At 64.6% G+C, this 9,923-nt stretch carries 7 protein-coding genes and 1 pseudogene; 6 read left to right on the top strand and 2 right to left on the bottom strand.

Annotated elements, in window-relative coordinates:
• Nucleotides 1-508: 508 nt before the first annotated feature.
• Both PKA57_RS10015 and PKA57_RS10010 read left to right on the top strand, forming a co-directional pair.
• Nucleotides 509-1,102 carry a LemA family protein gene (locus PKA57_RS10015; RefSeq protein ID WP_324300105.1) on the top strand — a complete coding sequence of 198 codons (594 nt, stop codon included), beginning with the start codon at nt 509-511 and terminating at the stop codon, nt 1,100-1,102.
• Nucleotides 1,102-1,824, top strand: coding sequence for a TPM domain-containing protein (locus PKA57_RS10010; RefSeq protein ID WP_324300103.1), 723 nt, complete (start codon nt 1,102-1,104; stop codon nt 1,822-1,824). Before PKA57_RS10015 ends, PKA57_RS10010 begins: the two co-directional genes overlap by 1 nt.
• 145 nt (nt 1,825-1,969) lie before the next feature.
• On the opposite strand, the gene PKA57_RS10005 is transcribed toward PKA57_RS10010, so the two are convergent.
• Complete coding sequence (locus PKA57_RS10005) at nt 1,970-3,292, bottom strand: NADH:flavin oxidoreductase/NADH oxidase family protein (RefSeq protein WP_324300101.1); 1,323 nt, start codon at nt 3,290-3,292, stop codon at nt 1,970-1,972.
• 162 nt (nt 3,293-3,454) lie between these two features.
• Here PKA57_RS10005 and PKA57_RS10000 point away from each other — a divergent pair, with 162 nt between their 5' ends.
• From PKA57_RS10000 to PKA57_RS09985, 4 genes are all read left to right on the top strand, one after another.
• Complete coding sequence (locus PKA57_RS10000; RefSeq protein WP_324300099.1) at nt 3,455-4,564, top strand: methyltransferase; 1,110 nt, start codon at nt 3,455-3,457, stop codon at nt 4,562-4,564.
• Between the two features lie 93 nt (nt 4,565-4,657).
• Entirely contained in the window at nt 4,658-6,694 is a 2,037-nt protein-coding gene (parE, locus tag PKA57_RS09995) for a DNA topoisomerase IV subunit B (RefSeq protein WP_324300096.1), read from the top strand.
• 134 nt (nt 6,695-6,828) lie between these two features.
• Entirely contained in the window at nt 6,829-7,341 is a 513-nt protein-coding gene (locus PKA57_RS09990; protein ID WP_324300094.1) for a hypothetical protein, read from the top strand.
• Between the two features lie 194 nt (nt 7,342-7,535).
• Nucleotides 7,536-9,062, top strand: coding sequence for a DEAD/DEAH box helicase (locus PKA57_RS09985; RefSeq protein ID WP_324300092.1), 1,527 nt, complete (start codon nt 7,536-7,538; stop codon nt 9,060-9,062).
• A 63-nt stretch (nt 9,063-9,125) separates the two neighbouring features.
• Here PKA57_RS09985 and PKA57_RS09980 read toward each other — a convergent pair.
• Nucleotides 9,126-9,842: pseudogene (locus PKA57_RS09980) on the bottom strand (amidohydrolase); the annotation flags it as partial.
• Nucleotides 9,843-9,923: the final 81 nt, after the last annotated feature.

Here is a 9,923-nt window from a genome sequence, read left to right as displayed (position 1 = left end):
CAAATCAGGCTTTTGTTATTGACGTTCCGCACCGATTTGGCCTAGCCTTTTCCTGCATCAGAGACTTGAAGGAGGAGGTTTCAGAAGATGAATCCACCGACGCAAGGAAGGTTCTGAAAGTCTTGAACCTTGCACTTCATCGTCACCCTGTCGCGTTCTACCTGCGTAGTCGGTCAGCAAACATTGTAGGCCACAGAGCGCAACACAAGTCTGACGTCAGCATTACGCACATTGAGTGCGCAGGCGATCGAGACAATGGATCAGGCCCGGCTTTAAAGCGCGGGCGAGTGCCAGAGGCACATCCATAAGCAACCCCGCAAGGAACGCCCGACAGGAGATCCGGGGCTTCCGCTGAGCGGGGTTGCATATGTTCCGAACAGGAAATCCCCACTTACCATCCCCAAACGGCACCCTATTTCCTCTCCTGCATGGCAATGCCGCCGCGTTGCCGAATGGGCCGATGGCAGATAGCGTTTGCGCATCGGACAAAGGGAATGAGAGGGATCTCATGTCGAACGCGCGCGTCGTGCTCTGGGGCATCATTGCCATCATTCTGCTGGGCCTGATCTGGCTCTTTTCCAGCGTCAACACCATTCCGCGTCAGGACGAGGCGGCGAATGCGGCATGGTCGCAGGTGCTCAACCAGTATCAGCGGCGCGCCGACCTCGTTCCCAATCTGGTGGCGACCGTCAAGGGCTATGCGACGCATGAGGAAAAGGTTCTGACCGAAGTGACGAATGCGCGGGCGCGTGTGGGTCAGCTTCCGGCACCCGATCCCAGCGATCCGAAATCGGTGGAGCAATATGACCGGGCGCAGCGCGAACTCGGCGGCGCGCTCTCGCGCCTGCTCGTCGTCGCGGAGCAATATCCCCAGCTCAAGGCGAACGAGAATTTCCTGACGCTGCAATCGCAGCTCGAGGGAACCGAGAACCGCATCTCGGTGGCGCGCCGCGACTATATTCAGGCCGTGCAGACCTACAACACGACGCTCCGCACCTATCCCGGCCGGTTCGTCGCGGCGATCTTCTATCCCTCCGCCCAGCCGCGGGCCAATTTCGCGGCCGAAGCGGGCGCGGAAAAGGCGCCACAGGTTCAGTTCTGATGCCGCGCCGCTGGCCCCTGCCTGCGCTTCTGCTCGGGCTCTGGCTGGGGCTCGCGGCGGGCGCGGCGCTTGCGGCCGGGATCGCCTTTCCGCCGCTCACCGGGCGGGTGGTCGACGCGGCGCATGTGCTGCCCGCAGACGAGATCGCCAGGCTCGAGGCCGCGCTCGCCGCGCATGAGGCGAAGACCACGAACCAGGTGGTCGTCGCGACCGTGCCCTCGCTTCAGGGGAACGACATCGAAAGCTACGCCAATGCGCTCTTCCGCACATGGGCGCTCGGCCTGAAGGACAAGGACAACGGCGTCCTCTTCCTCATCGCGCCCAACGAGCGCGAGATGCGGATCGAGGTCGGCTACGGGCTCGAAGGAACGCTGACCGATGCGCTCGCAAGCCAGATCATCCGCAACATCGTCACGCCGCATTTCAGGGAGGGCGATCTTCCCGGCGGGATCGAGGCCGGCACGAACGCGATCCTGACGGTTCTGGGCGGCGGCGCCCTGCCCGAAGAAACCGGTGATCAGGGCGACTGGCGGGACGTCGTGCCCTTCCTCATCTTCTTCCTCGTGTGGATGTTCTTCGTCGCCAATGCGCGCCGTCGCGGCGGGCGTGGCGGAGGCATCTGGTGGGGCGGCGGAGGCGGAGGATTTGGCGGCGGCTCGGGTGGCGGCTTCGGCGGAGGCGGCGGGAGCTCGGGCGGTGGCGGCGCCTCCGGCCGGTGGTGAGGCTTTCAAGGCAGCAAGAAGCGAGCGACCCGTGTTGCGACACCTGTCCGTCATGCCGGGCTCGATCCGGCATCCATCTTCCTCGCACGCGCGGCAAAGCTGGACCCCGGATCAAGTCCGGGGTGACAGGTTGCGAACGGCAAAGTCAGCGCATCAGGGCTGCCGCCGTCTTCGCCTCGTTCTTCGCATAGGCGCGGAACGCCTTGAAGACGCCGAGATTGAGATCCGGGTCGAGGCCCTGCCCCATGCGCAGAATCTGCAGGCAGAACCAGCCCTGCTGCCCCCAGCCATTGAGCGCCTTCATGATATTGAAGCGGCTGTGCGGCCCGAGAATTCCGGGGCCGATGCGCAGCGATTTTTCATAGGCCGGCACCTCGCGCACCGCGCCGCAGAGAAGCCGCGCCGGCGCGGAAGGATCGACGCAGAGCGGGCGCGCAAGGCCGACGACATCCATCGTGCCCGAGGCAAGCGCCGCATTCATGCCGCCGATGGTGCGGAAACCGCCCGTCACCATGAGCGGCATGGTCACCGCGGCGCGGATGTCGCGCGCATATTCGAGGAAGTAGGCTTCGCGCGCGATGGTGCTCTCCTTGCGCTTTTCGGCCTTCTCGGGATGGAGCGTCATGTCGTCGAGGCCGACGAGGCGCGGCTGCTCGTAAGTGCCGCCCGAAATTTCGAGAAGGTCGATCGCCTCGGCATTGAGCCATGCGGCAACCTTGATCGAATCCTCATGCGAGAAACCGCCGCGCTGGAAGTCGGCGGAATTGAGCTTCACTGAGACCGGAAAATCCGGGCCGACCGCCTTGCGGATGGCGCGCACGATCTCGAGAAGCAGGCGCGCGCGGTTTTCGAGGCTGCCGCCCCATTCGTCCGTGCGCGTGTTCACGTCGGGCGAAAGGAATTCGGAGATGAGGTAGCCATGCGCACCGTGAACCTGGACGCCTGTGAAGCCCGTCTCGCGCGCGATGGTGGCGACATGGGCGAAGCGGCGGATGACGTCCTCGATCTCGGCGCCACTCATGGCGCGGGGCTTGCCGAATTGTGCGCCCGGCATATCGAGCGCCTTGTCGGACGGAGCGAGCGGCTCGCTGTTCACCGATGCGGGCGTCTGGCGGCCCGCATGATTGATCTGCATCCAGAGATGCGTGTCGTTGACGGTTCCGGCCTTCGCATAGGCGCGCAGCGCGGCGAGAGCTTCGTTCGACTGCGGACCGTCGATCGCGACATTGCCGGGGCGCTCCATGCAGCGGCGATCGACCTGCACATTGCCGGTAAGGAGCATGCCCGCCCCGCCCTCGGCCCAGCGGCGATAGAGCTTCACATGCGCCTCGGTGGCGCGGTTCTGCGCATCGCCCAGGCCCTCGGTCATCGCCGCCTTGGACAGGCGGTTTCTCAAGGTCGCGCCGCAGGGCAGCGTCAACGGCGTTGCAATGGTGGTTTTAGCCGCCTGGGCCGGACTATCGGACATGACTTTCCCCCTCGCAATTTCGGTAATGTCCGAATGTGGCATATCGGCCGTTTCACGCAAGCCCGACCGGCAGGCGAAGCGGAAGGGAGCGAATTGCGGGCGCCCGGCGGACGGGATTAGACTGACGCACGGTTTCGGGGCGGGATCTCAGAGGATCGCATCATGGAAAGCGTCAGGATAAGGACGGCGAAACCCAAACTTCCGCCTGCGTCCATTGCCGCGCTTGTCGGCAAGGCCAGACTGAAATTCACAACCTTTGCACGCAGAATGGTGCCGCCGCCCGTCGCCCTCATCGAGATGCTTTCGGGCTTCTGGATCTCGCAGGCAATCTCGGTCGCGGCGAAATTCGCCATCGCCGACCATATGAGCGAAGACGCCGCCATCTCGTCGCGCACGCTTGCCGAGAAAGTGGGCGCCGATCCGGACGCGCTCTATCGCGTGATGCGCGCGCTCTCGACCGTCGGCGTATTCGCCGAGGACAGTCTCGGCAATTTCCGGCTGACGCCGCTCGGCGCGACGCTGAGGACAGACCATCCGCAATCGATGCGGCATTTCTCGATCTTTCAGGGGCAGATCAACTGGGCGAACTGGGGCGACCTCGCGCATTGCGTGGCGACCGGCGGCAACGCGATCGAGCATCTGCACGGCATGAAGTCGTTTGAGTATCTCTCGGGCGACAGGGAGCGCGGCGACATTTTCGACAAGGGCATGATCAATGTTTCGGAGATGGAGCTGGACCCCATTCTCGCGGCCTATGATTTCTCGCCCTTCAAGACGGTCGCCGACATTGGCGGCGGCTATGGCGCGGTGCTCGGCTCCATCCTCATGCTCAATCCGGGCATGAAGGGCATTCTCTACGATCTGCCGCAGACGGCGGAAGGCGCGCGGCGCTATCTCGACGCCTCCGGGCTCGGCTCGCGGGTGACGGTCGAGGGCGGCAGCTTCTTCGATGGTGTGCCGGGCGGCGCCGACGCCTATGTGATGAAGCACATCATCCATGACTGGTCGGACGAGGAATCCATCCTCATCATGAAAAACATCCGCGCCAGGATTCCACCCACGGGGAAGCTGCTCCTGCTCGAACACGTCATCCCCGAACCGGGAGTCGCGCATTTCTCGAAATTCCTCGATCTCGAAATGCTGGTGGCGACGACGGGCCGGGAGCGCACCGAGGAGGAATATCGCGCGCTGATGGCCAAGGCGGGATTCAGGCTCGACCGCATCGTGCCGACGGTGGGGCTTGCCAGCGTGATCGAGGCGAGCCCGGCCTAGAAACCTGGCCGAACCAGCGTCATTTGCCCCATCCGCCTCCCCCGCCCTACAATCGGCCTCGATTCGTTCCCCCAGCTTCAAGTTCGAGTTTTCATGGCCGCTCGCAAGCCGACCAAGCCCGCCGCCCCTATCGACGATCTCTTCGCCGCTGCGCCCAAGGCGCCGAAACAGGCAAAATCCGCGCCCAGAGCCGCAAAGGACGACGGCACCTATTCGGCCAAGGACATCGAGGTTCTCGAGGGGCTCGAGCCCGTGCGCCGGCGGCCGGGCATGTATATCGGCGGCACCGACGAGAAGGCGCTGCACCACCTCTTCGCCGAAGTGCTCGACAACGCCATGGACGAGGCCGTGGCGGGCCATGCGGGCTGGATCGACGTGACGCTGCACGAGGACGGGAGCCTGACGGTCGCCGATAACGGACGCGGCATTCCGATCGACCCGCATCCGAAGTTCAAGAACAAGTCGGCGCTCGAGGTCATCCTCACCACGCTCCATTCGGGCGGCAAGTTCGGCGGCAAAGCCTATGAGACATCGGGCGGCCTTCATGGCGTCGGCGTCTCCGTCGTCAACGCGCTTTCCGACCGGCTCGAGGTCGAGGTCGCGCGCGACCAGACGCTCTATCGCCAGATCTATGAGCGCGGCGCGCCGAAGACGAAGCTGATCGACGAAGGGCGCATCCAGAACCGGCGCGGCACGAGGATCACCTTCCATCCCGACGCCGAAATCTTCGGCAAGGGCGCGGCATTCAAACCCGCGCGTCTCTACCGCATGGCGCGCGCGAAGGCCTATCTCTTCGGCGGCGTCGAGATCCGCTGGCACTGCGCCCCCGCCCTCATCAAGGACGAAACGCCCGCCGAGGACGTGCTGCATTTTCCGGGCGGGCTCGTCGACTTCCTGCGCGCAGAGATCGGCGAGCAGGACTGGGTGACGGCCGACCCCTTTTCCGGCAAGGTTTCGCGCGCGGGCGCGCATGGCGCGGCTGAATGGGCCATCGCCTGGCATGGCGGCGGCGAAGGCATCGTCCATTCCTACTGCAACACCGTGCCGACCAGCGAGGGCGGCACGCATGAGGCAGGCTTGCGCGCGGCGCTGACCAAGGGCCTCAAGGCCTATGGCGAACTCGTCGGCAACAGGAAGGCGGCGCAAATTCAGGCGGAAGACGTGCTCGGCACGGCGACGGTTCTTCTCTCCGTCTTCATCCGCGAGCCCGAATTTCAAGGACAGACGAAGGAAAAACTCGCAAGCCCCGAGGCGCAAAGGCTGGTCGAGAAGGCGATCGGCGACCATTTCGACCACTGGCTGACGGCCTCGCCCCAGCAGGCGAACAAGCTCCTCGACTGGGTGATCGACCGCTCCGAGGACCGGCTGAGGCGGCGGCAGGAGAAGGATGTCGCGCGCAAGACGGCGACGCGAAAGCTGCGCCTGCCGGGCAAGCTCGCGGACTGCGCGCAGGCCGGCGCGGAAAATTCCGAACTCTTCATCGTCGAGGGCGATTCGGCCGGCGGCTCGGCGAAGCAGGCGCGCGACCGCGCGACGCAGGCGATCCTGCCCTTGCGCGGCAAGATCCTCAACGTCGCCTCCGCGAGCGGCGCGAAGCTGCAGCAGAACCAGCAGATCTCCGATCTCGTTCAGGCGCTTGGCGTGCGCACGGGCTCGCATTATCGCGATGCCGATCTTCGCTACGAGAAGATCATCATCATGACGGACGCCGACGTCGACGGCGCCCACATCGCCTCGCTGCTCATCACCTTCTTCTATCAGGAGATGCCGGATCTCATCCGCCAGGGGCACCTCTATCTCGCCGTGCCGCCGCTCTACAAGCTCACCCAGGGCGGCAAGACGGCCTATGCGCGCGACGATGCACACAAGGACGAGCTTCTGAAGAAGGAATTCAGGAGCAACGCCAAGGTAGAAATAAGCAGATTCAAGGGCTTGGGCGAAATGCTTCCCTCTCAGCTCAAGGAAACGACCATGCTGCGCGACAAGCGGACACTGCTGCGCGTGGTGGTTCCCGAGGCCGAGGTCAAGGAAACGAGAAGCGCCATCGAGCGGCTGATGGGCAACAAGCCCGAGCTTCGCTTCCAGTTCATTCAGGAACGCGCGGCCTTCGCGACCGACCTCGATATCTGACGCGCTTGTATTTGATTCCGGGCCAGGCTCATCGCGCCTAGAATGAGGACGCCCCGGCCAGCGCTGGAATGAGGCCGGGCGGCCGATGGAGGCACATCATGCGCGGTGTCCACAAATTTGCCTTAGCTCTTGCCATGACTGGATTTTTCGGGAGCGCGGCATTCGCATTCCCGGTCGTCTCCTATGTCGATCAGACCTCGCTCTACAAGCCTTCCGTCATCTCGGCGGGCGGCTTCAATGTGGAACTGCGCGGCGCCCCCGCGCCCGGCATGGATGCGGCGGCCATCGTCGCCGGACTGCATGGACCGGCATGGGCAGGCGGCGCGCCGCTGAGCCCCCTCCCCGCCAATGCGGCTCCGGGCAAGGGAACGCGGCTCGTACTCATCTTCAACGGAGCGAGCGCGCCGAGCGAAACCGCCTGCACGGATGCGGCCGCCCTTGGCGGCGCCGAGGCACCGCAGGGCGCGCCGTTTCGCGTCATCGCCGTTTACTGCATGAGCGACAGGATGGTTGCACGCGGCGCGCTTTCCGCCGACAGCGTTCAGGGACCGGGCGACGAGAATTATCGCGCGGCCATGCAATCGCTTCTCGCTGCGATGTTTCCGCCACAGGGGCTCAACATATCGCCCTTTGGCGGCGGGATTTAGCGTCTCATCGGCATAAGCGACCGAGGCAAGAATTGACAACGCCTCCGTATTCCCTATGTTTTGCGCGGAATTGCGGACAGCGCGGCCGCGGAACGACGCGCAAAATGGCTGCCCCCTAGACTGAAGCGTCCACGGGCCCTGCGAGTGGGCCACCATCGGGCAGCCGGTAAATGGTATAAAACGGGCCTCATTATATGAAATTTGACGAACTCGGCCTCGGGGCCGATGTGCTGAAGGCAGTAGCCGAAACCGGCTACACTGAACCCACTCCCATTCAGGCGAGGGCCATTCCGCATGTGCTTGCCGGGCGAGACGTGCTCGGCATCGCGCAGACCGGCACCGGCAAGACGGCGTCCTTCACGCTGCCGATGATCGACCGGCTGGCACGCGGACGCGCCAGGGCGCGGATGCCGCGCTCGCTCATTCTGGAGCCGACGCGCGAGCTTGCGGCGCAGGTCGCGGAGAATTTCGAAACCTACGGCAAGTACAGCAAACTTTCGATGGCGCTGCTCATCGGCGGCGTCTCCTTCGGCGACCAGGAAAAGAAGCTCGACCGCGGCGTCGACGTCCTCATCGCCACGCCGGGCCGCCTGCTCGACCATTGCGGGCGCGGCAAGGTGCTGCTTACCGGCGTGCAGATCCTCGTGATCGACGAAGCCGACCGGATGCTCGATATGGGCTTCATTCCCGACATCGAGGAAATCTGCAAGAAGATCCCATTCACGCGGCAGACGCTCTTCTTCTCCGCGACCATGCCGCCCGAAATCCAGCGGCTCACCGACACCTTCCTTCAAAATCCCGAACGCATCGAAGTCGCCCGTCCCGCTTCCGCCAGCGCCAACATCACGCAGGCCGTGGTCAAGACCGCGCGAGAGGACAAGCGCGATATGCTCCGCCGCCTCATCCGGGCGGAGAACTGCAAGAACGCCATCATCTTCTGCAACCGCAAGCGCGATGTCGCCATCGTGCAGCGCTCGCTCGAGCGGCACGGCTTTTCGGCCGGCGCGCTTCACGGCGATCTCGACCAGTCGACGCGCATGAAGACGCTGGACGGCTTCCGCTCCGGCAACATCCGCCTTCTCGTCGCAAGCGACGTCGCCGCGCGCGGCCTCGACATCCCTGATGTGAGCCACGTCTTCAATTTCGACGTGCCGACACATGCCGAGGACTATGTCCACCGCATCGGCCGGACGGGCCGCGCCGGAAAGACCGGCACCGCCTATACGCTGGTGACGCGCGAGGACGGCAAATATCTCACCCAGATCGAGAAGCTGATCGGCACCGAAATTCCGGTGCATGATGCCGCTCCCGGGCATGAGCCAGCGGCGCCCGCAGAAGGCGCTGCTGAAGCTGCCGAGGGCGGCGAGCGCAAGCCCAGGCGCGGCCGCGGGCGCGAGCGGGCGCCCCAGCCGGTCAAGGCCGAGCCCATTCTCGATTCCGAGGCCCTGCCCCCCGCCGACCCAGTGGCGGAACTCGTCTCGGAAACAATCCATCAGGTCCGGCATGCGGAACCCGCGCATGGCGAGCAAGAGCGGCGCGAACGGCCGCAGCGCGAGCGCCATGGCGGACGGGGACGCGGACGCCATGACGAGGATGCGGGACCGAAGGTCATCGGGCTCGGCGATCACGTTCCGGCCTTCATGCTGCGCGCGGTGAAGCTGCCGAAAAAAACCACCAGGGACATCGAGGAAGAAGAGGTCGCCGAAGCTCAGGGCGCGTGACGCTCTCTCTTTCCACGAAGAATTGAATCGGGCGGCCCCTCGGCCGCCCTTTTTCTTTGCGCGTCAGACGCCCTGATTGAGAAAGCGATGCGCGACCGCCGCGTGAAGCGCGATGCCGGCCGCCATGCAATCCTCGTTGAGCACCATGTGGTTCGAGTGGCAGGGCGCGACATGGCTGTGATGCCCCTCTGGCATGGCGCCGAGGAACATCATGCAGCCGGGCATGCGCTGGAGCACATAGGAGAAATCCTCCGCGCCCATGACCGGCGCGGGCGCCGAAATGTAGTTCTCCGCCCCCAGCACATCGCTTGCCACGCCGCGCGCGAAGGTGACGAAGTCGGCATCGTTGATCGTCACCGGATAGATGCGGTCGATGCGGACCCTCGCCTCGCAGAGATGCGCGGCAGCGATGTTCGTCGCCACGCGCTCTATGCCCTTATGCGCCATGTCGCGCGAACGCTCCGAGCAGGCCCGCAGCGTGCCGAGCATGGTGGCGTTTTCTGGGATCACGTTGTTCGTGGTTCCCGATGTGACCTTGCCGCAGGTAAGAACGACGGGGTCGAAGGGGTCGATGCGCCGCGTGACCATGGACTGAAGCGCAAGGCCGATCTCGAAGGCGACCGGGATCGGATCGACCGCCATGTGCGGCATGGAAGCGTGACCGCCCTTGCCCTTGATCTCGATCGTCCAGACATCGGACGAGGCGAGCATCGGCCCCGGCCGGCAGATGACGGCGCCGGAGCGGAAATTCGGCGTGACGTGAAGCGCGAAGGCGGCGTCACCGGGGCGCCGCCTGCATCATCTCTAACGAGATTTACTTCTTGATCTGCGAGGCCAGAAGCTTGCGCGTCTTGAGGCCGT

This window comes from Parvibaculum sp. (assembly GCF_035325945.1).
GTDB lineage: Bacteria > Pseudomonadota > Alphaproteobacteria > Parvibaculales > Parvibaculaceae > Parvibaculum.
This window is presented reverse-complemented; position numbering and strand designations above follow the sequence as displayed.